23 protein-coding genes, 1 tRNA gene and 1 riboswitch are annotated in these 24953 nt (G+C 69.7%); of the genes, 10 read left to right on the top strand and 14 right to left on the bottom strand.

Annotated features, from left to right (window positions below; all coding sequences use genetic code 11):
• Window positions 1–26 precede the first annotated feature (26 nt).
• Entirely contained in the window at window positions 27–716 is a 690-nt protein-coding gene (locus H512_RS0101520) for a thermonuclease family protein (protein WP_156899282.1), read from the bottom strand.
• A gap of 200 nt (window positions 717–916) precedes the next feature.
• On the opposite strand from H512_RS0101520, the gene H512_RS0101515 reads away from it, so the two are divergent.
• Both H512_RS0101515 and H512_RS0101510 read left to right on the top strand, forming a co-directional pair.
• On the top strand, window positions 917–1270 hold the full coding sequence (locus H512_RS0101515; protein WP_026782022.1) for a DUF952 domain-containing protein: 354 nt from the start codon (window positions 917–919) through the stop codon (window positions 1268–1270).
• Entirely contained in the window at window positions 1267–2367 is a 1101-nt protein-coding gene (locus H512_RS0101510; protein ID WP_026782021.1) for a quinone-dependent dihydroorotate dehydrogenase, read from the top strand. The genes H512_RS0101515 and H512_RS0101510 overlap by 4 nt, the downstream gene beginning before the upstream one ends.
• Here H512_RS0101510 and H512_RS0101505 read toward each other — a convergent pair.
• The 8 genes from H512_RS0101505 to lsrF form a co-directional block, all read right to left on the bottom strand.
• Window positions 2364–3155, bottom strand: coding sequence for an SDR family NAD(P)-dependent oxidoreductase (locus H512_RS0101505; RefSeq protein ID WP_026782020.1), 792 nt, complete (start codon window positions 3153–3155; stop codon window positions 2364–2366). The two genes, H512_RS0101510 and H512_RS0101505, sit on opposite strands and share 4 nt — an antisense overlap.
• 16 nt (window positions 3156–3171) lie before the next feature.
• Entirely contained in the window at window positions 3172–3909 is a 738-nt protein-coding gene (locus H512_RS0101500) for a ribulose-phosphate 3-epimerase (RefSeq protein WP_053239463.1), read from the bottom strand.
• Window positions 3910–3914: 5 nt separating this feature from the next.
• Entirely contained in the window at window positions 3915–4211 is a 297-nt protein-coding gene (locus tag H512_RS0101495; protein ID WP_026782018.1) for an antibiotic biosynthesis monooxygenase, read from the bottom strand.
• 161 nt (window positions 4212–4372) lie between these two features.
• A complete protein-coding gene (gene lsrB / locus H512_RS0101490; RefSeq protein WP_026782017.1) occupies window positions 4373–5398 on the bottom strand; it encodes an autoinducer 2 ABC transporter substrate-binding protein LsrB in 1026 nt (341 codons plus the stop codon).
• An 80-nt stretch (window positions 5399–5478) separates the two neighbouring features.
• On the bottom strand, window positions 5479–6480 hold the full coding sequence (locus H512_RS0101485; RefSeq protein ID WP_026782016.1) for an ABC transporter permease subunit: 1002 nt from the start codon (window positions 6478–6480) through the stop codon (window positions 5479–5481).
• Window positions 6477–7529, bottom strand: a complete 1053-nt coding sequence (lsrC, locus tag H512_RS0101480; RefSeq protein ID WP_210162645.1) for an autoinducer 2 ABC transporter permease LsrC — start codon at window positions 7527–7529, stop codon at window positions 6477–6479. Before lsrC ends, H512_RS0101485 begins: the two co-directional genes overlap by 4 nt.
• Window positions 7526–9043, bottom strand: coding sequence for an autoinducer 2 ABC transporter ATP-binding protein LsrA (lsrA, locus tag H512_RS0101475; RefSeq protein ID WP_026782014.1), 1518 nt, complete (start codon window positions 9041–9043; stop codon window positions 7526–7528). The genes lsrC and lsrA overlap by 4 nt, the downstream gene beginning before the upstream one ends.
• Window positions 9044–9176: 133 nt before the next feature.
• The gene (lsrF, locus tag H512_RS0101470) at window positions 9177–10061 is read right to left on the bottom strand and encodes a 3-hydroxy-5-phosphonooxypentane-2,4-dione thiolase (RefSeq protein ID WP_026782013.1); all 885 of its coding nucleotides are present in this window, start codon (window positions 10059–10061) and stop codon (window positions 9177–9179) included.
• A gap of 368 nt (window positions 10062–10429) precedes the next feature.
• Between lsrF and H512_RS0101465 the strand changes: the two genes are divergently transcribed.
• The 3 genes from H512_RS0101465 to H512_RS0101455 all read left to right on the top strand — a co-directional run bounded on the left by H512_RS0101465 (window position 10430) and on the right by H512_RS0101455 (window position 13357).
• A complete protein-coding gene (locus H512_RS0101465) occupies window positions 10430–11380 on the top strand; it encodes a sugar-binding domain-containing protein (protein WP_245585327.1) in 951 nt (316 codons plus the stop codon).
• Entirely contained in the window at window positions 11377–12942 is a 1566-nt protein-coding gene (gene lsrK, locus H512_RS0101460) for an autoinducer-2 kinase (protein ID WP_026782011.1), read from the top strand. The genes H512_RS0101465 and lsrK overlap by 4 nt, the downstream gene beginning before the upstream one ends.
• 61 nt (window positions 12943–13003) lie before the next feature.
• Window positions 13004–13357 (top strand): cupin domain-containing protein, encoded by a 354-nt coding sequence (locus H512_RS0101455; protein ID WP_026782010.1) that lies wholly within the window; start codon window positions 13004–13006, stop codon window positions 13355–13357.
• A gap of 41 nt (window positions 13358–13398) precedes the next feature.
• Here the strand turns inward: H512_RS0101455 and H512_RS0101450 are convergent.
• Window positions 13399–13472: transfer RNA gene (locus H512_RS0101450), tRNA-Gly, on the bottom strand.
• A 34-nt stretch (window positions 13473–13506) separates the two neighbouring features.
• Window positions 13507–14115, bottom strand: a complete 609-nt coding sequence (locus tag H512_RS0101445) for a MurR/RpiR family transcriptional regulator (RefSeq protein WP_026782009.1) — start codon at window positions 14113–14115, stop codon at window positions 13507–13509.
• Between the two features lie 443 nt (window positions 14116–14558).
• Here H512_RS0101445 and H512_RS0101440 point away from each other — a divergent pair, with 443 nt between their 5' ends.
• On the top strand, window positions 14559–15335 hold the full coding sequence (locus tag H512_RS0101440; RefSeq protein WP_053239462.1) for a sulfite exporter TauE/SafE family protein: 777 nt from the start codon (window positions 14559–14561) through the stop codon (window positions 15333–15335).
• 446 nt (window positions 15336–15781) lie between these two features.
• Complete coding sequence (locus H512_RS0101435) at window positions 15782–17503, top strand: methyl-accepting chemotaxis protein (protein ID WP_026782007.1); 1722 nt, start codon at window positions 15782–15784, stop codon at window positions 17501–17503.
• Window positions 17504–17612: 109 nt separating this feature from the next.
• Here H512_RS0101435 and H512_RS0101430 read toward each other — a convergent pair whose 3' ends face one another.
• Together H512_RS0101430 and H512_RS0101425 are read right to left on the bottom strand one after the other, a co-directional pair.
• Window positions 17613–18704, bottom strand: a complete 1092-nt coding sequence (locus H512_RS0101430) for a 2'-deoxycytidine 5'-triphosphate deaminase (protein WP_026782006.1) — start codon at window positions 18702–18704, stop codon at window positions 17613–17615.
• Between the two features lie 96 nt (window positions 18705–18800).
• The gene (locus H512_RS0101425) at window positions 18801–20204 is read right to left on the bottom strand and encodes a GGDEF domain-containing protein (protein ID WP_026782005.1); all 1404 of its coding nucleotides are present in this window, start codon (window positions 20202–20204) and stop codon (window positions 18801–18803) included.
• 210 nt (window positions 20205–20414) lie between these two features.
• A riboswitch (SAM riboswitch) is annotated at window positions 20415–20494 on the top strand.
• A 74-nt stretch (window positions 20495–20568) separates the two neighbouring features.
• Between H512_RS0101425 and H512_RS0101420 the strand changes: the two genes are divergently transcribed.
• The 3 genes from H512_RS0101420 to H512_RS0101410 are packed head-to-tail and all read left to right on the top strand — an operon-like array spanning window position 20569 to window position 23013.
• Window positions 20569–21747 carry an O-succinylhomoserine sulfhydrylase gene (locus tag H512_RS0101420; protein WP_026782004.1) on the top strand — a complete coding sequence of 393 codons (1179 nt, stop codon included), beginning with the start codon at window positions 20569–20571 and terminating at the stop codon, window positions 21745–21747.
• 37 nt (window positions 21748–21784) lie between these two features.
• Window positions 21785–22135, top strand: coding sequence for a MarR family transcriptional regulator (locus tag H512_RS0101415; RefSeq protein ID WP_026782003.1), 351 nt, complete (start codon window positions 21785–21787; stop codon window positions 22133–22135).
• Window positions 22132–23013: a C40 family peptidase gene (locus H512_RS0101410; RefSeq protein WP_026782002.1), complete on the top strand. Its 882-nt coding sequence runs from the start codon at window positions 22132–22134 to the stop codon at window positions 23011–23013. Before H512_RS0101415 ends, H512_RS0101410 begins: the two co-directional genes overlap by 4 nt.
• Here H512_RS0101410 and H512_RS22120 read toward each other — a convergent pair.
• Window positions 22998–24827 (bottom strand): glycosyltransferase family 2 protein, encoded by a 1830-nt coding sequence (locus H512_RS22120; RefSeq protein WP_169507111.1) that lies wholly within the window; start codon window positions 24825–24827, stop codon window positions 22998–23000. The genes H512_RS0101410 and H512_RS22120 overlap by 16 nt on opposite strands.
• Between the last annotated feature and the right edge of the window lie 126 nt (window positions 24828–24953).

Below are 24953 nucleotides of genomic sequence, written 5' to 3'. Positions count from 1 at the left end.
GGCCGGCGTCCTGCGCCGGCCTTTTTTTACTGGTCGGGGATGTCGGGCGGCGGCAGGTTGCCGTCGCCGTAGCGACCGAGCTTTTCCGCCTTGGCCTTCGCCGCATAAGGGGCGAGCAGCGGATCGGCCGGATCTTCCGGCTCCGCCCAGCCGCGGCTGACCATGAACACCGAGAGGTTGCGGCTGCCGACCCAGCAGTCGGCGCGGCTGTTGCCCTCCTCGTCCGCCGCCTCGATGCCGACGCAGCCGACCGATCGCGGGCCGATCAGCCGGGCGAGGTCGGCGCGGGCGCGGGCGCCGCAGTTCCAGCGGCCGGCCACGCCGGCGCAGGTGTCGGAAAAGGCGCCGCCGGATATGCCGGCGAGGCGGATCACTGTCGGCTGACGGTCGCGGATCGCCCTGAAGCGGGCGGCATCGAGCACGGTGACGCGCGGGAACAGCGCCTCGAAGGCGACAGGCGGCGCTGGCGGCACCGGATCGGCCGGCGGTGGCGCGGCGGCAACCGGAGCGGCGACGGCGGCAGCCGCGCCTGCCGGCGCCGGAGCATCGGTGGCAAGCGGCTGCCGCAGCACCGGCGGCACCGGCGGCCGGCCGAAATCGAGCATGGTCGGACGGGCGACGAGCAGCCCTTCGCGCGCGGCATCTCCCCAGAGCCAGAAAAGCGCCAGCGCGGTCAGCGCCGATCCGGCGATCAGCGGCAGCAGTCCCCGCATCAAGAAGCCGTGTCGCGGTTGTCGTCGAGCCATCGCCTCGATGTTTCCATGTCCGAGCCTGTGGCGGGAAAATGCGGCATTCCCGGCGAGGCGGCAAGCGGTTCGCCGGGATGGCGGCAATGCATGGCGATTTGATCGGGCCGGGGTGGCATCGCGCCGCCGCTTGGTCTAGAGGAGGGCACCCCCCGTTCCGGAGTGCCGCCATGGACCGTCTCGTCTACAAGATCGCCCCGCGTCCGCTGTGGGAAGCCGCCGAGGCGACCGGCGTATTCGCCGGCGCATCGGTCGACTTCGAGGACGGCTTCATCCACCTGTCGTCGGCTGCCCAGGTGAAGGAGACCGCCCGCCTCTACTTCACCGGCCAGCACGACCTGCTGCTGATCGGCGTCGAGACGGCCGCCCTCGGCGACGCCCTCAAATGGGAAGCCTCGCGCGGCGGCGATCTGTTCCCGCATCTCTACGCGCCGCTCGAATTCTCGGCCGTCGACTTTGTCGTGCCGCTGCCGCTCGGGCCGGACGGCGCCCACCAATTCCCCGACCTGGAGACCGGCCGATGAGCCTTTCCGAAACGATCGGCGCCGTGAGCGCCCTGATGCTGCGGCAGTTCGATCCCGAGGTCGCCCACCGGCTCGCCGTAATGGCCATGCGGCTCAACCTCGCCCCCGGCTTGCCGAGGGTGGCCGACGAGCGCCTCGCCACCCGCTTCCTGGACATGCGGCTCGACCATCCGGTCGGCCTCGCCGCCGGCTTCGACAAGGACGCCGAGATCGCCGACGCCCTCCTGAAGCAGGGCTTCTCGCATGTGGAAGTCGGCACGGTGACGCCGCGGCCGCAGCCGGGCAATCCCAAGCCGCGCATCTTCCGCCTGCCGGAAGCGCAGGCGGTGATCAACCGCTGCGGCTTCAACGGCAAGGGCCACGCCCACGCCCTGAAGCAATTGCAGCGGCGGTCCGGCCGGCCGGGCGTCGTCGGCGTCAACGTCGGCGCCAACAAGGACAGCGCCGACCGCACCGCCGACTACGTGGCCGGCATCCGCGCCTTCTCCGGGCTTGCCTCCTATTTCACCGTCAACATCTCCTCGCCCAACACGCCCGGCCTTCGGGACCTGCAGGCGAGCGCCGCGCTGTCCGACCTGATCGCCCGCGTCGTCGAGGCGCGCGACACGGCGACGGCGGCGATCGGCCGGCGGACGCCGGTGCTGATCAAGGTGGCGCCCGATCTCGACGAGGCAGCGCTCGATGACATCGCCGCGGTCGTTGCCGCACGCGGGGCGGACGGCCTCGTGGTTTCCAATACCACGCTGTCGCGGAGCGGCGTGTTCGGGCCGACGGCGGCCGAGCCGGGCGGCCTGTCCGGCAAGCCGCTGTTCGAGCGTTCGACCATCGTGCTCGCCAAGCTCAGGGAGCGGGTCGGCCGCGACCTGCCGATCATCGGTGTCGGCGGCGTCACCACCGGCGAGGACGCCTATCTGAAGATCGCCGCCGGCGCCAATCTGGTGCAGGTCTACACCGCCTTCATCTACGGCGGCGGCAACGCGGTGAACGCCATCGTCGCCGACCTCGCCGCCCGCCTCAAGCAGAACGGCGTCGGTTCGGTGGAGGCGCTGGTCGGCAGCGACGGCCGGGCCTGGGCCAGCCGGCCGATTCCGGCCTAGAGAGTGTCGAGCACGCCGCCGTCGACGCGCAGCGCCGCGCCGGTGGTGGCGGATGCCTGCGGCGAGCAGACGTAGACCACCATGTTGGCCACCTCCTCGACGCTGGCCGCCCGCTGGATGATCGACGAGGCGCGGTGGGTCATGACGAAGTCGGCGGCCACCTCGTCGAGCGACTTGCCGCTGCGCTTCACCTCGCCTGAGAGCATGTCGGCGAAACCCTCGGACAGCGTCGGGCCGGGCAGCACCGAGTTGACGGTGACGCCGGTGCCGGCCAGCCGCTTGGCGAGACCGCGGGCGATCGACACCAGCGCCGTCTTCGAGAAGCCATAGTGGACCATGTCGGCGGGGATGTTGAAGGCCGATTCCGAGGAAACGAACACCACGCGGCCCCAGCCGCGCCCGGCCATGCGGCCGGCCCAGGCGCGCGACAGCCGGACGCCCGACATGACATTGACCTCGAAATAGCGGCTCCATTCCTCGTCGGGCGTGTCGAAGAAGTCGCGCGGGCCGAAGATGCCGAGGTTGTTGACGAGAATGTCGCAATCGGGCTGGGCTTCGGCGAGCGCCGCACAGCCGTCGGCGGTGCCGAGGTCGCCGGCGTGGCCGATGAAGCGGCCGCCTGGCACCGCCGCGCCGGCCTTGGCCAGCGCCCGTTGTACCGCCTCCTCGCTGCGGCCGTTGATCACCACGGCGGCGCCGCTGGCGGCCAGCCCCTTGGCGATGGCGAGGCCGATGCCGGCCGTCGAGCCGGTGACGACGGCGAGCTTGCCGGTGAGATCGATCTTCATGGCTGTCTCCCTGCGATCACCGCCCGGCCGCCCGGCCAAGCGCGGCGAGGTTGTCCGCGACGCCGGCGCCGGCCTTGAAGACGGCGCTGCCGCTGACGATGATATCCGGCCTGAGACCGGCGGCAATGCCGATGGTCGCCTCGGTGATGCCGCCGTCGATGGCGATCAGCGGATCGGCGCCGGCATCTGCGGCGAGCCGGCGCAGCCGCTCCACCTTGCGGCCGAGCGCCGCGTCGGGCGCGCCGCCGCTCCAGCCGGGATCGACGGCGAGCAGCGTCACCATGTCGATCATGTGGAGAACCGGTTCCACGGCGTCGACCGGCGTCGCCGGATTGAGCGCCACGGCGCGCAGCACGCGGCGGCCGGGCCGGCCGACCGTGTCGACGTCGAGCAGGACGAGCGCCCGGTGTAGATGCAACAGCCCCTCGGGATGGATGTGCACGATGTCGGCGCCGGCCTTCAGCACCGCCGGGATGACGGCGAGCGGATCGGCCACCATCAGGTGGACGTCCTTCAGCATCGTCGTGCGGGCGGCGGCGATGAGCGGCGGGCCGGCGGTGAAGCCGGGACAGAACACGCCGTCCATGACGTCGAAATGCAGGAGGGCGGTGCCGGCCGCTTCCAGTTCGGCAATGGCGGCGCCGTAGGCCATGGCGTCGGCGGCCAGCAGGCCGACGCTGAGGACGGGCGCCTCCCGGCGGAGGCCGGCCTTCAGCGCCTGGCGCGTGGCAAGATCATCGGACATGAGCGGCATGGCGGTCAGTCGCGCGGCAGGATGCCGACGAACACCTTGTGGCTGCGCGGGCCGGACATGATGTCCTCCAGTTCGGCCTTCACCTTCAGATAGTGCGGCGTCGTCTTGTGGGCCTTCACCGCCGCTTCGTCGACGAAAGCCTCGTAGATGGTGAAGCGGGTGGGTTCGTCGGGGTCCTGCAACACGTCGAAGCGGCGGCAGCCCGGTTCGGCCAGCGTGCCGTCGCGGTTGGCGCCGAAGACGCGCAGGAAGTCGTCGATGCGGTCGGGCTTGACGTTGATTTCGACGAGCGTGACGTGCATGGGGCTCTCCTCGTGGGGCTGTGATGAAACGGGCGGCCGGCCGCCGGGGGAATGGCGGCCGGCTCTCCGGGTTCCCGGCGGCCTTCATGGCGGAGGCCGGCGGGGGAGGAGCGGACGGCGGACGGGAGGGCCGCCGCCCAGCGGAGATCGGGACGATCCGGTCAGAAGTCGAAGTTGTCGATGTTGTCCTTGGTGAACACCTGACGCTCCGGCAGCAGGATAATGCCGTTGTCATCGGCCTCATAGGTGTAGCCCTGAACGCTGTTCGGGCTGACCTCGACGGTGCCGACATCAGGAATGTCCAGCTTGTCGCCGACCTTCATGGCGCCGTTCTTGATCAGGTGATCGGCGACGTAGACCGAGATGGCACCCTGCTTGGTGACGTCCCAGAGACCGAAGGCCTTGACGGTGTCGCGCTTGACGTAGGGGCGCATCACGTTGGGCGTCGAGAAGCCGACGATGGTCACCTTGCCGGCGCGGCCGAGGTTTTCGGCGGCCTGGGCGGCGGCCGGCAGCGCGTTGGCGTCCGGGCAGATCAGGATGTCGACGTCCTTGTAGGCCTGGAGAATGCTCTCGCCGGTCTGGAGCGACTTCTGGGCGTCGTTGTAGCCATACTGGGTGGTGACGATCTCCCAGCCCGGCTTGTCCTTGGCGATGATCGCCTTGGCCTGTTCCACCCATTGGTTCTGGTCGGTCACCGTCGGGCTCGAATAGAAGAAGGCGACCTTGGCCTTTTCGGCCGGGTGCTGCTCGGCGGCCATGTCGACCAGCAGCTTGCCGAGCTGGGCGGGCGTGCCCTGGTTGATGTAGTAGCTGCGGCACTCGGGATTGACGTCGCTATCCCAGGTCAGCACCTTGATGCCGCGCGTCATGGCGCGCTTCAGCGCCGGGCAGAGGCCGTCGGGCGACACCGCCGAGACGATGATGGCGTTGTAGCCCTGGTTGGCGAAGGTGTTGATATACTGCACCTGGCCGGACACCGACGGCTCGGTCGGGCCGTCGTAGGTCACCTCGACGCCGAGCTTCTTGCCGGCCTCGACGGCGCCCTTGCCGCCGGAGGTGAAGAAGCCGACGCCGACCAGCTTCGGGATGAAGGCGATGCGGGTGTCGGCGGCGCTTGCCGACGAGCCGGCGCCGACCGCGGCAGCCGCCACGGCGAGGGCGAGGGAAACGGTACCAAGCTTCATTGTTGCTCTCCTTCCAAGACATCGGCCCCAGGGCTTCTCGCCCCGCTCTTTCCGGGCCTTCCTCCTCAAACGTCAGACCGTCATTCGGCCGCAACGTTCCTCAGGACGCGCCGGTGCTGAACCCAGACGCGACCCATCTCCGTGAGGCTGCGCAAGGCAACCACGATGACCAGAAGACCGCCCGACAGGGCGCTCGACACGTGGCTCGACACGCCGACCAGTTGCAGGCCGGTCTGCAGGTAGCCGACCAACAGGGCGGCCAGCGCCGTGCCGAGGATGGTGCCCGAGCCGCCGTAGATCGACGTGCCGCCGAGCACCACGGCGGTGATGGCCGGCATCAGCGCCGTCGCGCCGAAATCGGAGCGGGCCGAGCCGAAATAGGAGGCGAGGATCAGGCCGGACAGCGCCGCCATCAGGCCGGTCAGCGCATAGGCGACCACCAGCGTGCGGAACACCGGCGTGCCGGCATAGGCGGCGGCGCGCGGGTTCTGGCCGATCAGGTAGACGTAGCGGCCGAAACGGGTGCGGTGCAAGAGCGCCATGAAGGCGACGGTCAATACAAGGAACAGGGCGAGCGGCAGCGGCAGGCCGAGAACCTCAAGGTTGGCGAGATTGACGAAGGCCGGATCGAAGTTGCTGATGCCCTCGTAGCCGGTGGCACCGGCCAGGCCCGACAGCACCAGCGCCGCGCCGCCGAACAGGAAGCCGGTGCCGAGCGTGATGACCAGCGGGTTCACTTTGGAAAGGTGGATGGCGACGGCATTGAACACGCCGGCCAGCGTGCCGACGGCGAGCGACGCCACGGCCGCCACCCAGATGTCGACGCCGCCCACCCAGAGGATGCCCAAGGTGATCGCCGACAGGCCCATCACCGAGCCGAGCGACAGGTCGATGCCGCCGGTGATGATCACCAGCGTCAACGCCAGCGCGGTGATGCCGATGTGGATGAAGTCGGAGGTGGCGTAGAGCAGCATGGAGGGCTGCAGGAACACCGGGTTGATGGCGCCGAACAGCAGGATCTCGGCGACGAGCAGCAGCGCCAGCACGCTCTCCCAGCGCTTGAGGGCGGGATGCAGCTTCATTTGCGCGCCTCCGAGGTCTTGAGCGACAGGCCAGCCTTGGTGGCGTCGGCCTGATGACCGGCGGCCGGCGGCTCGATGAACTTGCGGTATTTCTGGTAGCGGAGGAGGCGGTCGACGGCCTCGCGGATCTTGCCGTCGGTGATCAGCACCACCAGGAGGATGGCGCCGGCGATGATGTCGTTCCAGTAGGCTTGAAGGCGCAGGAGCACCAGGATGCTGTCGATCGAGGTCATGAAATAGGCGCCGAGCGCCGCGCCGAGCACCGTGCCGGTGCCGCCGAGGAGGCTGACGCCGCCGAGCACGCTCGACGCGATGGCGCGCATTTCCATGCCGGTGCCGGCGGTGTTGGGGATGAAGCCGATCTGCGAGGCGAAGATGACGCCGGCCAGCGCCGCCAAGACGCCGTTGAGGCCGTAGGCGGCGATCTGCACCTCGTCGACGCGGATGCCGATCAGCCGGGCGCCGTCGCGGTTGTCGCCGACCGCGAACATCGAGCGGCCGAAGGCGGTGTAGCGCAGGCCGAAGTGGGCGACGATCAGCAGCACCAAGACCAGCCAGGCGAACACCGACAGGCCGAGCGAGCCGGCCTTGGTCAGCGCCTTGAAGCCTTCCGGCAGGTCCTCGATCCAGCTTCCGCCCGAGAGGAGATGGACGAGGCCGCGATAGAGGCCGAGCGTGCCGAGCGTGGCGACGATCGCCGACACCTTCAGCCAGGACACCAGCGCGCCGTTGATCAGGCCGCAGAGAAGGCCGACCAGCAGGGCAACGCCGATGGCGGCGGGAATGGACCAGCCGGCGTTCATCAGCAGGCCGGCCGAGACGGCCGCGAGCCCCATGATCGAGCCGACGGATACGTCGAGGCCGTGCGTCGCCATTACCATGGTGGCGCCGATGGCCAAGACGAACAGGATCAGGCTGTTGCCGTAGACGAGCAGCACCGTGTCGAGGGACAGGTAGCTGCGGTCGACGAGGCCGAGGATCGCGAACAGGAGGACGATGATCAGCGCGACCGAGGCTTCGCGGTGGCGCTGCAGGAAACGGATGATCATTGCGCAGCGTCCCGGTTGGCGCCGACCCCGAAGGACAGGCGGGCGATGGCGTTGATGGTGATGTCGGCGCCTTGCAGCAGGCCGCCCGGATAGCCGTGGTTCATCACCAGCACGCGATGGCTGAGGCGTTCGATCTCCTCGTGGTCGGAGGAGATCAGCAGGATGGCGAGCCCCTCGCCGGCCAGCCTGTCGATCAGCCGGTAGATGTCGGCGCGCACGGCGACGTCGACGCCGCGCGTCGGCTCGTCGAGGATGAGGACGCGCGGGCCGGCGGCCAGGCACTTGGCGAGCAGCACCTTCTGCTGGTTGCCGCCCGACAGCGTGCGCACCGGCTGGTCGGGGGAGGCGCAGACGATGCCGAGCAGCTTGACCTGCTCTGCGAAGTCGGCCCGCTCCTTCTCGAGCGGCAGCCATTCGCCTTCGCGATGCAGCACCAGCGCCGAGGCGTTCCAGACCAGCGGCGCGTTGACGAACAGGCCCGATACCTGCCGGTCCTCGGGCAGGTAGACGATGCCGGCGTCGAGGCTGTCGCGCGGGCCGTGGCCGGCCAGCGGCTTGCCGTCGATCAGGACGCGGCCGCGGGCGGCCGGGCGGATGCCGTAGATGGTCTCGGCCAGCTCGGTGCGGCCGGAGCCGACGACGCCGGCGAGGCCGAGGATCTCGCCCGAGTGCAGCGAGAAGGTGACGTCGGCGAAGCCCTCGCCGGCCAGCCCCTCGACGCGCAGCCGCTCCGGGCCGACCGTCGCCGGGGCGGCGGCGCGGCCGAGCGTGAAGTCCTCGCGGCCCTCGACATGGGTCATGGCGGCGACGATCTCGGCATCGGTGAAGGCGGCGGGCGGGCCGGCCAGCACCACCTGGCCGTCGCGCAGGATGGAGACGGTGTCGGCGATGGCGCGGATTTCGCCGAGCTTGTGCGAGATGAAGAAGATGCCGACGCCCTGGGCGGTCAGCGCCCGGATGCGCCCGAACAGCTTGCCCACCTCGCGCGGCGTCAGCGCCGAGGTCGGCTCGTCGAGAATGAGGATGCGGGCGTCGCGGACGAGGCCGCGCAGGATCTCGACCATCTGCTGGTCGGCCACTTCGAGCTGGCCGGCCTGGGTCGACAGCGTCATGCCGGCGCCGATCTCGGCGATCATCGTCTCCAGCCGGGCACGCAGTTCCTTGCGGTTGCCGGGCACGTGCATCAACACGTTTTCCTCGACGGAGAGGCTGGGGAACAGCATCGGTTCCTGCGGCACCAGATGGATGCCGGCCTGGCGGGCGGTGACCGGCGTCAGGACCGAGGCGTCGGCGCCGCCGACCAGCAGTTCGCCGCGATCGAGGCGGTAGAGGCCGGCGATCATCTTCATCAGCGTCGACTTGCCGGCGCCGTTGCCGCCGAGCAGCGCGTGCACCTCGCCGGCCCTGAGCGTCAGGTCGACGCCGCGCAGCACGGCGATGGCGCCGAAGAACTTCCAGATTTGCCTGGCCTCGACCAGCAGCGGCCGCTGGTCGGACGGCGAGCTTCCCGCCATGTCGACAGTCTCCCAATCCTGTTCTTGGAAACGCGGCGGTCCCCCCCGCGTTTCGGTGCGCCCTCCTCCGGGCGGCCCGCCGGGCTCCCCAAGGAAGTCCGGCGGCGCGGTTCGCGGGTCCGTTTTCGCGGCCTCAGGCGGCCCCGGCCTTGCCGGCCCGGTAGATGTCATAGGCCCTGTCGACGCTCTCGCCGTCGTGCACCACCGCCCGTACGGCGGCGATCATCGCCACCGGGCAATCGGACTGGAAGATGTTGCGGCCCATGTCGACGCCGGCGGCGCCCTGGTCGATCGCCTTCCAGGCCATGTCGAGCGCGTCGCGCTCGGGCAGCTTCTTGCCGCCGGCGATGACGATCGGCACCGGACAGCCGGCCACCACCTTCTCGAAGCCCTCATCGATGTAATAGGACTTGACGATATGGGCGCCGAGTTCGGCGCAAATGCGGGTGGCGAGGCCGAAATAGCGGGCGTCGCGAACCATGTCCTTGCCGACGCCGGTCACCGCCATGGTCGGGACGCCCCAGCGGTTGCCGGTGTCGATCAGCTTGACCAGGTTGGCGAGCGACTGGTGCTCGTATTCGGCGCCGACGTAGACGTTGGTGGTGATCGCCGAGGCGTTGAGGCGGATGGCGTCCTCGATGTCGACAGCCACCAGCTCGCGCGACAGTTCGGTGAGCACGCTCATGCCGCCCGAGCAGCGCAGCACCACCGGCTTGCGGCTGTCGGCGGGAATGGTCTGGCGGAGGCCGCCGCGCGTGCACATCAGCACGTCGGTATAGGGCACCAGCGGCCGGATGGTCAGGTCGAGCCGTTCGAGACCGGTGGCCGGGCCCTGGAAATAGCCGTGGTCGAAGGCCAGCATGACGGTGCGGCCGCTTCCCGCCTGGAAGATGCGGGCGAGGCGGTCCTGCATGCCCCAGTCGAGCGACACCGAACCGCGCACCGGGAACGCCTTTACCTCGACCGGCCGGTCCAGCCCGAAATCCTTGCCTTCCTTCACATCGTCCAAATCGGCCATCAGGTCCTCCAGAGGTCTGGCGGGGGTCTGCAATCAGCAGTACCAGCCGTTCAAATGAACACCGCCTTATCAATTGCACGCTGGATTATTCGCCGGGCAAGCCGGATCGTCAACCCAGATTTCGCACATAAGTATCCGCAACAGGCAAACGAACCGGGCTACGCCGCATCCGTTGATCGACGTAATATTCGTAAACCATTGATTTTATTCATATGGATAAACTCCGCCACCGGACCGTCTGCGACTTAATGATGATCAGGAACATCACATCTTGCGCTTATGTGCGCATCGTGATCATATGATCGACGAAAGCGTCGCATCGGTTCGGCCGGGGCGTCGGCCGTGCAAATGTCATGAAGGTGAGTGACGTGAACGAAGCCTATGACGAGCTCGCATTCGAGCCCCACGAAGAAGAGCTGCTGAGCCGCGTTGCCTGGCACTATTACCACGACGGCCTCACCCAGAGCGAAATCGGTGAGCGGCTCAATCTCTCCCGCATCAAGGTGTCGCGCATGCTCGACCGCGGCCGGCGCATGGGCCTCATCCACGTCCACATCAATTCGAGCTACGGCGGCTGCTTCGCCCTCGAAGCCCGGTTGCAGGAGATCTACGGCCTCGACGAGGCGCGCGTCATTCCCGCCCAGGAGGCCGGCAACGTCAACGACCGCCTCGCCGAGGCGGCCAGCCAATATCTGATGGGCCGCCTCAAGGACCAGGAGATGCTGGCCGTCGGCTGGGGCGCCACGGTGATGGGCACCTTGCAGCGGCTCGCCCGCACCCTCTCCTACCGCGACATATCCCTGGTCAGCCTGACCGGCGGCGTCTCGGCCTATATCGAGGGCGTCGCCTCCGGCCGGTCGTCGCAGAACGTCCACCTCATTCCGGCGCCGCTCGTGGTGTCTCAGGAGAGCATCGCCGAGGCGATCCGGGGCGAGCGGCACGTCGTCGAGGTGATGAGCATGGCGCGCACCGCCAACTACGCGCTGGTCGGCATCGGCGCCGTCGCCGACGAGGCGACGCTGATCGCCTCCGGCTACGCCAGCCGCTCGCAGTTCGAGATCTTCCGCCGCCAGGGCGCGGTGGGCGACATCATCGGCATCTTCTACGACCAGAACGGCGCGCCGCTCGACCTCCCCTTCCACAAGATGCTGGTCGGGCTCGACTTCGAGGCGCTGTCGGCCATCCCGCAGGTGATCGCCTCCGCCGGCGGCCCCAAGAAGGTCGAGGCGATCCGCGCCGCCGCCCGCGGCGGCCGCATCGACGTGCTGATCACCGACGAGCCGACCGCCGAAGCCATCCTCGATAAGGACCAAGCATGACCGCCCCCCACGTTCTCGCCATCGACGCCGGCACCGGCAGCGGCCGCGCAGTCATCTTCGACCTTGCCGGCCGGCAGGTCGCCGTCGCCCAGGAGGAGTGGACGCACCTCAGCGATCCCCGCCATGCCGGCTCGATGGAGTTCGACTGCGCGGCCAACTGGGCGCTGCTCGCCCGCTGTGTGCGCAAGGCGCTGGCCGACGCCGGCCTGCCGGCCTCGGCCATCCGCGCCGTCTCCGCCACCTCGATGCGCGAGGGCATCGTGCTGTGGGATCGCGACGGCCGCGAACTCTGGGCCTGCGCCAACGTCGATTCGCGGGCGTCGGACGAGACGCGGGCGCTGAAGGCCGCCCTGCCCGGCTTCGAGCGCGACGCCTATGCCGTCACCGGCCAGACCTTCGCGCTCGGCGCCATCCCGCGCCTCAAATGGATCGAGCGCAACCTGCCCGACGTCCACGCCCGCACGGCCAGCATGTCGATGCTGTCCGACTGGATCGTCGCCCGCCTCTCCGGCGAGATCGCCTGCGACCCGTCGAACGGCGGCACTTCCGGCCTGCTCGCCCTCGACAGCCGGACCTGGGACGCCGACATCGCCCGCCGCGCCGGCATCGACCCGGCCATCCTGCCGCCCGTCCACGAAACGGGCACGAGAATCGGCCGGGTCACCGCCGCGGCCGCCGCCGATACCGGCCTCGACGCCGGCACGCCGGTGGTGGTCGGTGGCGGCGACGTGCAGCTCGGCGCCGTCGGCCTCGGCGTCGCCCGGGCCGGCGAGGCGGCGGTGCTCGGCGGCACCTTCTGGCAGCAGGTGGTCAACATGGCCAGGCCGCTGGCCGATCCGGAGATGCGGGTGCGCGTCAACCCGCACGCGGTGCCCGGCCTCAGCCAGGCCGAGGGAATCGCCTTCATGGTTGGCATGACCACCCGCTGGTTCCGCGACGCCTTCTGCGACGAGGAGAAGCGCCTCGCCGCCGAGCGGGGCATCGACGTCTACGCGCTCCTCGAAGAGAAATCGGCCGCCGTGGCGCCGGGCGCCAACGGCATCCTGCCGATCTTCTCGGACGTGATGAACTGCGCCGCCTGGTATCACGCGGCGCCGTCGCTCATCAATCTCACGCTCGACGCCAGCCTTTGCGGCAAGCCGCAGATCTTCCGCGCCATCCAGGAGAACGCGGCAATCGTCGCCGCCGAGAACCTGCGCCTTGCCGCCGGGTTGGCCGGCGTCACGCTGACCGACCTCGTATTCGCCGGCGGCGCCTCCAAGGGCAAGCTGTGGGGCCAGATCCTCTCCGACGTCACCGGCCTGCCGGTGAAGGTGCCGGAGGTGACGGAAGCGACGGCGCTGGCCGCCGGCCTCGCCGCCTGGGTCGGCATCGGCGAGTTCGCGTCGCTGCCGGAGGCGGCCGACGCGGTGGTTCGCTGGCGCCGCCGCTACGAGCCCGACGCCGGCCGCACCGCCCTCTATCGCGAGGTGGCCGACCGCTGGCGAGAAGCCTACGCCGCCCAGCGCGCCCTGGTCGACGCCGGCGTCACCCGCTCGATGTGGAAGGCGCCCGGCCTCTGATGGCGCGAGTTTCAAGTCAGGACAGAGACCGCCGTCCGGACGGGACGGCGGCGGAGGAACGATGTTCAAGACCCGAGAAGACGAGCACGCCTATCGCTTCGGCGACCACGGTCCCAAATACCTGGTGCGCGGGCCGCGCATCGACGTCGGGGTGGTGACGTTGCAACCCGGCCAGCATTTCTCCACCCACAAGCACCAGCACGTCGAGGAGAATTTCCTGACGATCGCCGGCGAGGTGCACATGTATGTCGACGGCGAATTGCACGTGCTCGGCGTCGGCGACTTCCTGCGCTGCGAGCCCGGCGAGGGCCACCACGTCGTCAACCGCGGCGACACGCCGTGGAAGGCGGTGTTCGTCAAGGCGCCCTACGACCCCAAGGACAGCGTGCCGATCGCCTGGTCGCCCGAGGAGTGAGCGGCCGTAGGCCGTCAATTCATTGAAAGCATGGAAAGAGCTGGAGCGGGTGAAGGGAATCGAACCCTCGTGTTCAGCTTGGGAAGCTGCTGCTCTACCATTGAGCTACACCCGCGTCGCGATCTAGATCGCAGCCCGGCCCGGCGCTGTCAAGAGGCGGTCCTGGTTGCCGGAGCCGCGGAACGTGGTGATCCGCCGCCCGGTCCTTCACGGTGACCCTGGAAGCCGGACCGGCCCTCCAAAGCCTCCGTCGCACGCCCTGGAAAGCGGACGATCCAACCGATCCACGGGCCGGCCGCGCCGGCCTTCGCTCCGGAGGACGGTGCCCATGTCCACCTTGCGGCACGGACCGTCGGACCGAGCCCCCGCCGCCGGCTCCTCCGCAGTGACGGTCCTGGCGTCGCATCGTGGCTGACATGCTCCCCCACCTCGTTTCCATCGGCGTGCGGATTCTGCTTCTCGCGGTTCCGGCGCAGATTGGCGACCGCCACGGTGAGGGCCATCGCCAGGGTGAGGGTCGCCGCCAGCGAGCGGAATCCCTCGACGTCGGCCCCGGCGATCTCGAACCGGACGCCGCTCTCCGGCACCAGCGGGCTGAACGGGCTGTCGGTGACCACGACCTGCGGCATATGTCGGGCGGCGGCTTGGCGCATGAGATTGATGGTGGCCGAGGCATAGGGCGTGAAGCCGAGGGCGAAGGCGGCGTCCTCGGGCCCGCCGAAACGCAGTCCCTCGCCGACCGCTTGCCGACCGGGCACCGTCGCGGATCAGTCCATCCGGGACGAACGATCATGCTTCACGCGTGTGCGCCCAGCCTTAGCGCAAACCATCCGCGCGCCTCGGCGCCGGCCATCACCGCTCAACGGCTCACCCCCCGATGCGCGGACGCCTGCTGCCGATGGCGCGACACCGGGGTCCGGGCTTCGTATCGTTGTCTCGCCGGCCGGCCAACCGCCACCGCCGGCTCCGTTTATACCGGGCAAGGCGGCGTGGAATTCAGGCTCCCCGACCGGTAGGTCATGGACCTCAAATTCCATCTTGCGCTGATCCGACGATGGGCTTTCTGGTTCACGCCGAGGCGCAGGCCGCCCCATGGCAAATCGCGAAACGAGGAGCCGTCGGGGATTCCCCGGTTCGCATTTGGTCGCTTCGTCGATAACATCAGCGCCGCCAAAGGCGTCGCCGGAGATTCGGACCCATCATGCACGACACGGCGACCCTCTCGCTGATGAGCGCCCCCTTTTTGCTGGCCGCCGTGCCGGCCATTCTGAGCGTCGGCCTCTCCAAGGGGGGGCTGACGGCCATCGGCGGCCTTGCCGTGCCGCTGCTCGCCTTCGCGGTGCCGCCGACCGTCGCCTCGGGCATCGTGCTGCCGCTGCTGTGCTTTTCCGACCTGTTCGCCATGTGGACCTTCCGTCACCACATCGACCGCAAGCTGTTGTGGCCGCTGGTCGTGGCGGCGATCTTCGGCGTGGTGATCGGCTTCCTGACCTTCCGCATGATGGAGGAGCGCACCGTCGGCCTGCTGATCGGCCTGGTCACGGTGCTGTTCACCGTCCGCTACTGGCTGGGCGCCTATCTCGACCGGCTGGCCGCCAAGGCGCCGCCGACGCCGCGGGCCGGCCTGTTCTGGTCGGTGATGTCGGGCTTCACCAGCTTCATCGCCCATGCCGGCGGGCCGCCGCTGATGTTCTACCTGCTGCCGCTCAAGCTCAACCGCATGACCTTCACCAGCACGACGGTGTATTTCTTCGGCATCATCAACCTGATCAAGCTGCCGTTCTTCGCCGTGCTCGGCCTGCTCAGCGCCGACAATCTCGCGATCTCCGCGGCGCTGGCGCCGGTGGCGTTGATCGGCGTGGTCATCGGCACCTGGCTCCTGAGGGTGATGAACGAGCAACTGTTCTACCGGGTGAGCTATATCCTGACCTTCGTCGCCGGCCTCAAGCTGATGTGGGACGGCCTGCCGCTCGCCTGAGCCTTCGGGAGGGGCGTCCGCAGCGGTCTCATCAGACCGGCCGGCATGCCGCCGAGCCGGCCCGTCGGGTCTGTGGTGAGTCGGCTTTGGCCAGGCGGCCGCCGGTGAACAAGCACCCGCCGGAACCCTCGTTTGCCGGGGTTGGGTGATCAATGCCGGGGCCGCGACAGAGGATACAAAAAGACAGTCGTAATCCGTAATTATTCTTAGAAAATTTCCAAGCAATTGAATTGAACCGTATTTTCCCCGATCTAAAAATATGACTTTTCTACTCAATTATTATTCGTAAATTTGACGAGGGTAGGAGGACCACGCAGGTCCTCTGAGGACATCGGCCCCGCGCTGGCGCGGGCTGCCCGCCGGCGGTTACCAAGGTGCCGCCAGCCACGTCCCGAGGTTCCTTTCGCAACCACTTGACGGCGTTCCTGCCGTAAGAAAGGTCGAAAATGCACGTTCTAGCCGCGCGTCCGCGGTCGCTGTCGCTGCGCACAGCCATTTCCGCCATGGCGGTATTATCGGTCGTCCTGTCGATCGCCACACTGTTCGTCATCGTCTCCGTCAACCTCGCCGAAGACGTCGCCCGCAACGCCGCCGCCAAGCAGCGCGCGGCGCTCGCCACCATGGCGCTGATGGCCGAGCGCGACCTCGGCCTGAAGGTCAACTGGAACGACGACGGCTCGGTCGCCGCCGTCGTCGCCGCCACCGGCCTGCACGCCTTCGCCGACGACGGCTTCGTCGACCGGGTCAGCCGCAGCACCGGCAGCGAGGTGACGGTGTTCGGCAAGGACATGGCCAAGGACGACTTCTTCCGCATGACCACCTCGATGATCAAGGAAGACGGCAAGCGGGCGCGCGGCACCTATCTCGGCAAGGACAGCGCCCCCTACGCGGCGGCAATGGAAGGCCGACGCTTCGAGGGCGAAGCGGCCAGCCTCGGCCGCTCCTATTACGCCGTCTACCAGCCGGTGGTGAATTCGCTCGGCCGGACCGTCGGCATCCTGTTCGTCGGCATCGACAAGGCGGCGGTGCGGGCCACCGCCGACACCATGATCACGCACATCGGCGTCGGCGCCGGCATCGTCCTGGTGCTGCTCGGCACCGCCGCCGTGCTGATTTCCCGCCGGCTGGCCAAGCCCATTCCCGTGCTTGCCGAGACCATGGCGGCGATCGCCGACGACCGGCTCGACATCGACATCCCCTACATCGACCGCGACACCGAGATCGGCCGCATGGCCAAGGCCGTCGCCGTGCTGCGCGACGCTTCCGCCGACCGCCGCCGCCTGATGGCCGAGCAGGAGAGCCAGGCGCAGGCGGCAGCCCGCCGCCAGGCCGAGACCGAGGCGGCCATCGCCGACTTCCGGGCGACCACCTCATCGCTGATGGACGAAGTGGCGGCGCGCATGACCGATCTGACGCGGACGGCGGCCGACGTCGAGCTGGCCTCGAAGAAGACCGCCGACAGCGCCGGCGCCGCCTCCGACACCTCCGACCTCGCCGCCCGCAACGTCGAGGGCATCGCCGGCGCCGCCGAGGAGCTGTCGTCGTCGATCAGCGAGATCGCCGCGCAGGTCAACCGGACGTCGGCGGTGGTCGAGGAAGCCAACCGCACCGCCCGCGAGGCCGGCGACAAGGTGGCGCGGCTCGCCAGCACGGCCGCCAAGATCGGCGACGTGATGGAGCTGATCCAGACCATCGCCAACCAGACCAACCTCCTGGCCCTCAACGCCACCATCGAGGCGGCGCGGGCCGGTCAGCACGGCCGCGGCTTCGCCGTCGTCGCCGCCGAGGTCAAGTCGCTGGCCGGCCAGACGGCCAGGGCTACCGAGGAGATCGCCGCCAAGGTCGGCGAGATCAACCTCGAGACCGAGGCGGTGGTCGGCGCCATCCGGCACATTTCCGACGAGATGACGCGCGTCGACGACTACACCGGCGCCATCGCCGCCGCCGTCGAGCAGCAGACCTCGGCGACGGACGAGATCTCGCGCAACATCGCCGACGCCTCCGGCAGCACGGCGACGACCAAGGAAAGCGTTCGCGCGGTGGCCGCCACCGCCGGGGATACGCTGCGGTCGGCCGAGCATGTCGACCGGACCTCGCACGAGGTGTTCGAGCGCTCGGAGGGGCTGCGGGCGGCCATCGACCGCTTCCTGGCGGCTGTGGCGGCCTGACGCAATTTCGGCAGAGGTCAACACCGGCTTTGCGCCCGGAATGCCGTCAAGACAGGGAGATGGAGCATGTCCGGTGAAGCTGCGTTCACCGGGCATGCTCGGAGAGCCGTCAGGGCCGGAAGTGCTTGGAGAGCTTCAGGCCCTGGGCCTGGTAGTTGGATCCGATGCCGGCGCCGTAGAGCGTCTCCGGCCGCTCGGCCATCCGCTCGTAGACCAGGCGGCCGATGGTCTGGCCGTGGTCGAGGATGAAGGGCACGTCGTGGCTCCTCACCTCCAGCACGGCGCGCGAGCCGCGGCCGCCGGCCGGCGCGTGGCCGAAGCCGGGATCGAAGAAGCCGGCGTAGTGGACGCGGAACTCGCCGACCAGCGGATCGATCGCCACCATCTCGGCCGCCGTCTCGGGCGGCACCTGCACCGCCTCGCGCGAGGCGAGGATGTAGAACTCGTCCGGGTCGAGGATCAGCGACGGCCGGCCGCGGGCACGGATCGGCTCCCAGAAGTCGGCGACGTCCTCGGCCGCCTTGGCGTCGACGTCGAGCACGCTGGTGTGGCGGCGGGCGCGATAGCCGATCAGCGCGCCCTCGCCGGCGCCGGCGAGGTCGATCGACAGCGTCAGGCCGTGGTCGAGGCGGGGCGGCTCGACGTCGACCAGCGGATGGCGGGCGTTGAGCGCCGCCAGCGCCGCGTCGTCGAGGCGCGTGTCGCCGCGGCGGAAGCGCACCTGGCTGAGGCGCGAGCCCTCGCGCACCTTGATCGGGAAGGTGCGCGGGCTCACCTCGACCCAGAGGCGGCCGCGATAGCCGGCGGCGATCTGGTCGAAGGCGGTGCCGCGGTCGGCGATCAGCCGGGTGAAGACGTCGATGCGGCCGGTCGAACTCTTGGGATTGGCCGAGGCCGAGACGTCGGCCGGCAGGGCGAGGCGTTCCAGCACCGGCACCAGGTAGACGCCGCCGGTCTCCAGCACGGCGCCCTTCGTGAGGTCGAGGTCGTGCAGCGTCAGGTAGGCGAGCTTGTCCTCGACGGCGGCCGAGCCGCCGGGCAGGAAGCTTGCCCTCAGGCGGTGGGCGACCGGCCCGAGCCTGAGGTCGAGGCTAGCCGGCTGGATCTGGTCGTCGTCGAGCGGCCGCGCCGCCGCGACGGCGCCGGTCTCGAACAGCTCGCGGATGCGGTGGGCGGGGAGGATGCCGGCGGGATCGGTCATGGCGGCAAGGGTCCAGATGCAGCGAAGGGCCGGCTGGCGGAACCGGCGGGGAAGCCGAAGCTCTAGCCTGTTTTGCCGCCGCTGCAAACTCGAAGATCAGAGGCCGCCGGGCGGACCGGCGGCCGGCGCGGCGCGCGCGCCCTCGTGGCGCATCGCCTTGCCGTAGAAGCGGACGGTACCCTTGCCGTTCTGCTTGGCGGCGTAGAGCGCGTCGTCGGCCTTGTGCAGCAGGCGGGCAACATCGACCCCATGCTCCGGCGCCATGGCGACGCCGATGCTGACGCCGACGCCGAGCATACGGCCGTTGTAGGGATAGGGACTGCTCAGGGCGGCGAGGAGCGTCTCGGCGCGGGCGGCCGCCACGCGGCGGTCGTCGGTGGGGATGACCATGACGAACTCGTCGCCGCCGAGCCGGGCCACCGTGTCCTCGTCGCGGCAGAACTCCCGCAGCCGCCGGGCGACGCCGATCAGCACCGCGTCGCCGGCCGCGTGGCCGGCGCTGTCGTTGACGTCCTTGAAGCCGTCGAGATCGAGATAGAACACCGTCGCGGCGGCGTCGCCGTCGCGACGGTCGAGCAGGCGCTGCATGCGGTCGAGCAGCAGCAGCCGGTTGGGCAGGCCGGTGAGCGGATCATGCAGCGCCTTTTCCTCGCTGATGCTGATTGCCCGGGCGGCCCGGCGGGCGAAGGTCAGCACCACCACCGTCAGCACAATATAGGCGGCGAACACCAGCCCCAGCCACGGGCCGACCGCCCGGATGATCTCGTCGCCGGGCAGGATCGGCTCCCAGACCAGCGAATCGGCCATGGTGCCGTCCTGGCTCATCAGGCGCAGGCGGCCGGGGCCGTCGCCGCTCTGGCCGGGCACCGGCTCGTAGGAAAGGTTGGGCAGCATGAAGGTGTCGGCGATGTCCTTCAGGCTGCGGCGGTCGGCGCGACGGCCGAGCGCCAGGATGTAGCCGCCGTCGGCCGGCGCCTGACGGTCGGCGGCGGCGTGGATGCCGGTGACGGCGAACAGCACCGGCGCGCCGTCGACGGCGATCAGTTGCGTCACCGTTTCCGAGATGCGGCCGGCCCGCCAGCGGGCGACCATCTGGCCGAAGGCCGGCGGCAGCACGCCGCGCGCCTCGGCCGAGACGATCCGGCCGTCGATGCGCGAGAACAGCGTGCGGTCGTCGGGGCCGAGCACGAACAGGAAGGCGTCGGCCTCGTCCACCGTCAGGTGGCTGGCCAGCCAGCCGGCGTCGAAGGCATCGATGACGTGCTCGGCCGTCTCGTCGCGGCCGGCCAGGCCGGCGGCGGCGGCGGCAAGCTCCTCGCCGAAGTAAAGCAGGGCGTTGCGGGCGGTGCGCTCCTGGACCTCAATGGAGAGGTGGTTCTGCTTGGCCGACAGCAGCATGACGCCGGCAATGGCGCTGACGAGCAGGATGGCGATCAGGCCGAACATCGGCAGGATCACTCGCAGCAGGAAACGGCGATCAAGGCTGGTCGTCGGCTTCATCGGCACTCCGGAGACGCGGGAGGTCCATGGCCCGCATCCTGGACCCTATCAATCAAGATTCCGTACGGATCGGGGAATTATCCGGGTATGGCAAACACCACCTTGAAGGGCTTGGCACTTTCACGGGGCCTCGCCGCCGACCAAGGGTGGCGGACCGCCGCCGCCGCGCCGCCGGGACGGCTTGACCTTTGCCGCGCCATCCCCTAGACCCGAAAGCATCGTGGTTCTTTGAGCCGACCGGCTTGCCGCCACGTTAAACAAGGCTGCTAAAAGGTCGGGACGGTCATGTCGCTCGTTGACGCCCGGCTCGCCATAGGCAGCCGGGTTCGTTTTTTTCGGACCCCCGACAACGAAGGACGACGACATGACCAAGGCCAGTTGGCATCCCGACACCGCGCTCGTGCACGGCGGCAGCCTGCGCTCCCAGTGGGGCGAGACGTCGGAGGCGATGTTCGTGACGCAGGGCTTCGTCTACGACAGCGCCGAGCAGGCGGAGGCGCGCTTCCTCAACCTCGATCCGGGCTTCCAGTACAGCCGCTTTTCCAACCCGACGGTGACCATGTTCGAGGAGCGGATGGCGCTGCTGGAAGGCGCGCCGGTGGCGCGGGCGACCGCGACGGGCATGGCGGCGGTGACGGCGGCGATCCTCTCGCAGGCGTCGGCCGGCGACCACATCGTGGCGGCGCGCGCGCTGTTCGGCTCCTGCCGCTACATCGTCGAGGACCTCGCCCCGCGCTTCGGCATCTCGTGCACCCTCGTCGACGGCCGCAACCTCGACGAATGGCGGGCGGCCGTCCGGCCCAATACCCGCGTGCTGTTCTTCGAGAGCCCGACCAACCCGACGCTGGAAGTGGTGGACATCGCCGCCGTGGCCGAGATCGCCCACGCCGCCGGCGCCCGCCTCGTCGTCGACAACGTGTTCGCCACCGCCCTCTACCAGAAGCCGCTGGAACTCGGCGCCGACGTGGTCGCCTATTCGGCCACCAAGCACATCGACGGCCAGGGCCGCTGCCTCGGCGGCGTCGTGCTGTGCGGCGAGGAGTTCCTGGAGCAGTATCTCCAGGTGTTCCTGCGCCAGACCGGCCCGACCATGAGCCCGTTCAACGCCTGGGTGATGCTGAAGGCGCTGGAAACCTTCTCGCTGCGCGTCGCCCGCCAGACCGAGAGCGCGGCGAAGATCGCCGCCTTCCTCGAAGGCCATCCGAAGATCGAGCGGGTGATCTACCCCGGCCTCGCCAGCCACCCGCAAGCCGACGTCTGCCAAAAGCAGATGACCGGTGGCTCGACCATGATCGCCGTCGAGGTGAAGGGCGGCCGCGACGGCGCCTTCGCCGCCGTGAACAAGCTGGAAATCATCAAGATCTCCAACAACCTCGGCGACGCCAAGAGCCTCGTCACCCATCCCTCGACCACCACGCACCAGCGCTTTTCCGAAGAGGTGCGGCAGGAACTCGGCATCCGTCAGGGCCTGTTGCGCCTTTCCGTCGGCCTCGAACACGTCGACGATCTGATCGCCGACCTCGACCGGGCGCTGGCCGGATAATAACGCCTCCGAAACGAATTCGGTGTAGAAGGGGCGCATGCCGATCGACATGCGTCCCGCTCAGGCCCTGAAACTCTGGCACGACGTCTCGCTCGCCACCGTGCGCGAGAACGGCGCCGACCTGTCGCCGCGCCAGATCACCGTGCTGCTGACCGTCTATCTGGAGCCGCCGCCGCACACGGTGCGCGGCCTTGCCGAGAAGCTCGGCGTCACCAAGCCGGCGATCACCCGCGCGCTCGACACCATGGGCGAGTTGAAGCTCCTGGGCCGCAGGCGCGACGAGGCCGACCGCCGCAACGTCGTCGTCCACCGCACCGTCGAAGGCGCGCTGTTCCTCGAACGCCTCGCCGACACCATCGTGGACAAAGCCCGGGAGCTGCCGCGTTGACCCCCGACCGCCGCACCACCTTCGCCCGCCCCGACCTCGCCGACGCCGCGCTGGCCGGCAGCGTGGCGGCCGAACGCTACTCCGCGCCGCGACCGGCCCGGATCACCGCGCCGCTGGCCGGCCTCCGCCGCGAGCCCCGCCCCGACTGTCCGCTCGACAGCGAGGCGATCCACGGCGAGGCGGTGGACGTGCTCGACGTCGACGCCGAGGGCTGGGCCTTTTCCCGGCTCGGGCGCGACGGCTACGTCGGCTATCTGCCGGCCGAGGCGCTGTCCTTCTCGGCGCCCGCGCCGAGCCACCGGGTGACGGCGCTGCGTTCCTTCGCATTCTCCGGCTCCGACCTCAAGCTGCCGGTCGCCTATCCGCTGGTGCAGGCGGCGCTGGTCACCGTCACCGGCGAGGTGGAGCGGCGCGGCCTCGTCTACGCGCTGCTCTCGGGCGGCACCGCCACGGTGATGAAGCATCTCGCGCCGCTCGACGCGCCGCCGGCCGACGATTTCGTGGCAGTGGCCGCCGCCTATGTCGGCACGCCCTATCTCTGGGGTGGCGCCTCCAGCCTGGGCATCGACTGCTCCGGCCTCCTCCAGCGGGCGCTGGCCGAGGTCGGCGTCAGGGCGCCGCGCGACACCGACCAGCAGGAGGCCGCCGTTGGCGCGGCCATCGACTGGAACGGCGATCCCGACGCCCTCGTCCGCGGCGACCTGCTGTTCTGGAAGGGTCACGTCGGTATCGTCGCCGGGCCGGACCGGCTGCTGCACGCCAGCGGCTTCCAGATGGCGACGGTGATCGAGCCGCTCGGCGCCGCCATCGCCCGCATCGCCGCCGGCGGCGGGCCGGTGACCGGCGTCCGCCGACTTCCCGGCTATTCGCAGGGCTGACGGCGCTGCCGCCACGGCAGGCGCAGCCAGGCCGGCCACGACCAGCGGCGCGGCCGGTCGGGCTCGGCCGGCGTCGGCTCATGCGGCGTCTTGGCCCAGGAATGCGGGTTGACCAGGATCTCGCCGACCGCCCGCCAGGCCGCCCAGGAACTCAGGAACCAGTAGATCGGCAGGAACACCAGCTCCAGCTTGAGATCGCGCCGCCGTCTGAGGTCGAGCGACAGGACGGCGATCAGGAAGGTGCTGCCGAAGCCGATTACCAGACCGGTGGCGGCGGCCACCACGACGAGGCTGCCGGCGAAGGTGTCGCCGGCCGGCGGGTCCACCACGCCCAGGAAATAGAGCGCCAGGGCGATCAGCCAGACCGGGTAAAGCAGCGGCGACAGGATGTTGGCGGCGAAATGCAGCAGCATCACCAGCGCCGCCCGGCCGCCGAGGTCATCGAGCAGCCCGGTCGGACGGCTGGCGTGGACGAGCGCCGTCACCAGCCAGCCCTTCACCCAGCGGCGGCGTTGCCTGAGCCAGACGCCGACGGTGGCCGGCGCCGTTTCGAGCGTCACGCTGTCGATGACGCCGGTTCGGTAGCCGAAGCGGGCGAGGCGGGCGCCGAGGTCGGCGTCCTCGGTGACGTTGTAGGGGTCCCAGCCACCGACGGCGGAAAGCGCCCGCCGCTTGAAATGGTTGGAGGTGCCACCGAGCGGCAGCGGCAGGCCGGCCGCCGCCAGCCAGGGCAGCGTGCCGGAGAACAGATAGGCGTATTCGATCAGGAACTGCCGTTGCAGCCAGTTGCGCGCCCCGACGATTTCGAGGCGCGCCTGCACGCAGGCGAGTTCGTCCGGACCGGCGGCGAGCGCCGACGCCGCCACGCGCAACTGATCGGGATGCGGATGGTCCTCGGCGTCGTAGACGGCGACGAGGCTGGCCCGGCTGAAGGCAAGTCCGTAAGCGAGCGCCCGCGGCTTGGTGCGCGGCCTGCCGTCCGGCACCACCATCACCCGCATGTGGGCGCGGCCCTCGACCGCCGCCTCGGCGGCCGCCCGCGTCGCCGGATCGTCCTCCTCGACGAGGAAGGCGATGTCGAGCCGGTCGAGCGGATAGTCCAGCCGGTCGAGCGCCGCCGACAGTTGCGGCAGCATCTGGGCTTCGTGATAGAGCGCCACCAGGACGGTGTAGCTCGGCAACGCCTCGTCCGGCAGCAGGTCGGGCCGCGTCCGCCGCCGGCCGATGCGCGCCAGGCAAGCGCTGAGCCGGACGAGGGCGAGGCCGAGGAAGGCCGCCACCGAGGCGATGCTGACCGCCATCGACGCCACCGACAGCGGCAGCATGGCGCCGAGCGCGAACAGCGCCGCCAGCGCGACGATCAGCGCCTTCTGGAGCGGCGTCGGCACCGTCCTGGCCGAGAAGGCCGGCAGACGGGCGGCGATGTGGCTGGTGGTGGCGCGCTCGGTCCGCTCGGCGAGACTGGCCCGGAGCCGCGCTTCGAGGCGACGCGGCGTCGTCACCGCGAACCGGCGGTGCGTGGGCGCCTGGGCGGCCAGCGCGGCGAGCAGGACCGGCAGATGATCGAGCGGCGGCGCCAGCACGGTGACCACGTCGCCGTCGAGGCGGATTTCGGCCGCCCGCAGGGCGGAGGTCTGCGACGGCCCCAGCGCCTCCGGCGTGACGAGCGCGTGCCGGGACGACAGGGCGATGAAGGGAAAGCCGTGGCGGCGGGCGATTTCCGCCGCGAACCGATCCTCGCCGCCCGGATGGAGAGGAGCCGGGCCGGCGGCCAGCCGAGGCTTTCGCCGGCCGCCGAGTTCGGATAGCCTCATGAAGACCATGGTTGAGCCAACGGCCGATGCCCTGACAAAATGCGAAGACTCCGTCTCTTAATTGCAATCGGTTTGACAATACTTGCAAGCCTTCCCGGCTTGGCTTCACCTTTGGTTGCAGAGGCC

Source organism: Pleomorphomonas koreensis DSM 23070, assembly GCF_000425185.1.
In the GTDB taxonomy this organism is placed as follows: domain Bacteria; phylum Pseudomonadota; class Alphaproteobacteria; order Rhizobiales; family Pleomorphomonadaceae; genus Pleomorphomonas; species Pleomorphomonas koreensis.
Note: the sequence above shows the minus strand (reverse complement) of the source record. Positions and strands in the feature narration are given on the sequence as shown.

Excerpts from the sequence above, each read along its gene's own strand:
- lsrC (WP_210162645.1), bottom strand. The coding sequence starts at position 7,529 with ATGATCATCCGTTTCCTGCAGCGCCACCGCGAAGCCTCGGTCGCGCTG.
- H512_RS22120 (WP_169507111.1), bottom strand. The coding sequence starts at position 24,827 with ATGAGGCTATCCGAACTCGGCGGCCGGCGAAAGCCTCGGCTGGCCGCC.
- H512_RS0101510 (WP_026782021.1), top strand. The coding sequence starts at position 1,267 with ATGAGCCTTTCCGAAACGATCGGCGCCGTGAGCGCCCTGATGCTGCGG.
- lsrA (WP_026782014.1), bottom strand. The coding sequence starts at position 9,043 with ATGGCGGGAAGCTCGCCGTCCGACCAGCGGCCGCTGCTGGTCGAGGCC.
- H512_RS0101430 (WP_026782006.1), bottom strand. The coding sequence starts at position 18,704 with ATGACCGATCCCGCCGGCATCCTCCCCGCCCACCGCATCCGCGAGCTG.
- H512_RS0101435 (WP_026782007.1), top strand. The coding sequence starts at position 15,782 with ATGCACGTTCTAGCCGCGCGTCCGCGGTCGCTGTCGCTGCGCACAGCC.
- H512_RS0101485 (WP_026782016.1), bottom strand. The coding sequence starts at position 6,480 with ATGAAGCTGCATCCCGCCCTCAAGCGCTGGGAGAGCGTGCTGGCGCTG.
- lsrF (WP_026782013.1), bottom strand. The coding sequence starts at position 10,061 with ATGGCCGATTTGGACGATGTGAAGGAAGGCAAGGATTTCGGGCTGGAC.
- H512_RS0101505 (WP_026782020.1), bottom strand. The coding sequence starts at position 3,155 with ATGAAGATCGATCTCACCGGCAAGCTCGCCGTCGTCACCGGCTCGACG.
- lsrB (WP_026782017.1), bottom strand. The coding sequence starts at position 5,398 with ATGAAGCTTGGTACCGTTTCCCTCGCCCTCGCCGTGGCGGCTGCCGCG.
- lsrK (WP_026782011.1), top strand. The coding sequence starts at position 11,377 with ATGACCGCCCCCCACGTTCTCGCCATCGACGCCGGCACCGGCAGCGGC.
- H512_RS0101440 (WP_053239462.1), top strand. The coding sequence starts at position 14,559 with ATGCACGACACGGCGACCCTCTCGCTGATGAGCGCCCCCTTTTTGCTG.
- H512_RS0101515 (WP_026782022.1), top strand. The coding sequence starts at position 917 with ATGGACCGTCTCGTCTACAAGATCGCCCCGCGTCCGCTGTGGGAAGCC.
- H512_RS0101415 (WP_026782003.1), top strand. The coding sequence starts at position 21,785 with ATGCCGATCGACATGCGTCCCGCTCAGGCCCTGAAACTCTGGCACGAC.
- H512_RS0101455 (WP_026782010.1), top strand. The coding sequence starts at position 13,004 with ATGTTCAAGACCCGAGAAGACGAGCACGCCTATCGCTTCGGCGACCAC.
- H512_RS0101420 (WP_026782004.1), top strand. The coding sequence starts at position 20,569 with ATGACCAAGGCCAGTTGGCATCCCGACACCGCGCTCGTGCACGGCGGC.
- H512_RS0101500 (WP_053239463.1), bottom strand. The coding sequence starts at position 3,909 with ATGCCGCTCATGTCCGATGATCTTGCCACGCGCCAGGCGCTGAAGGCC.
- H512_RS0101425 (WP_026782005.1), bottom strand. The coding sequence starts at position 20,204 with ATGAAGCCGACGACCAGCCTTGATCGCCGTTTCCTGCTGCGAGTGATC.
- H512_RS0101495 (WP_026782018.1), bottom strand. The coding sequence starts at position 4,211 with ATGCACGTCACGCTCGTCGAAATCAACGTCAAGCCCGACCGCATCGAC.